At 79.8% G+C, this 356-nt stretch carries 1 protein-coding gene; it reads right to left on the bottom strand.

Annotated features, from left to right (window positions below):
• On the bottom strand, window positions 1–356 hold a 356-nt coding region (locus IF47_RS0127040), incomplete at both ends, for an imidazolonepropionase-like domain-containing protein (protein ID WP_031511691.1).

The raw sequence follows: 356 nt of genomic DNA, 5'->3' as shown, positions 1-356 counted from the left end.
CCCGAGCGGAGGACGGCCGTGCGGACGGCGGGCCGGGTGAAGGGCCCGACGACGGACGTGACGCCCTCGCGCAGCAGACGTTGGAGGCCGCGGCGGGCGCTCGCGCCCCAGCGGGTCTCGTCCATGGGAAGGGCGGCCAGGGCCTCGCCCGTCAGGGGCTCGGTGCCGAGGGCGTCGGCCTCGCGCGGGTCGGGGTGGTACGCCGCCTCCAGCCAGGCCGCCGCGTCCGCCGCGCAGCGGCCGGGGCCGAGGACGCCGGACCAGCGGCGGACGCGGGCCTTCGGATACTCCGCGTCCAGCTCCGCCAACGGCCCGACCGCCGCGATCCGGTCGCCCTCGACCGCCACCGCGTACCC

The sequence above is a fragment of the Streptomyces megasporus genome, from assembly GCF_000718985.1.
Taxonomy (GTDB): Bacteria; Actinomycetota; Actinomycetes; order Streptomycetales; family Streptomycetaceae; genus Streptomyces; species Streptomyces megasporus.
This window is presented reverse-complemented; position numbering and strand designations above follow the sequence as displayed.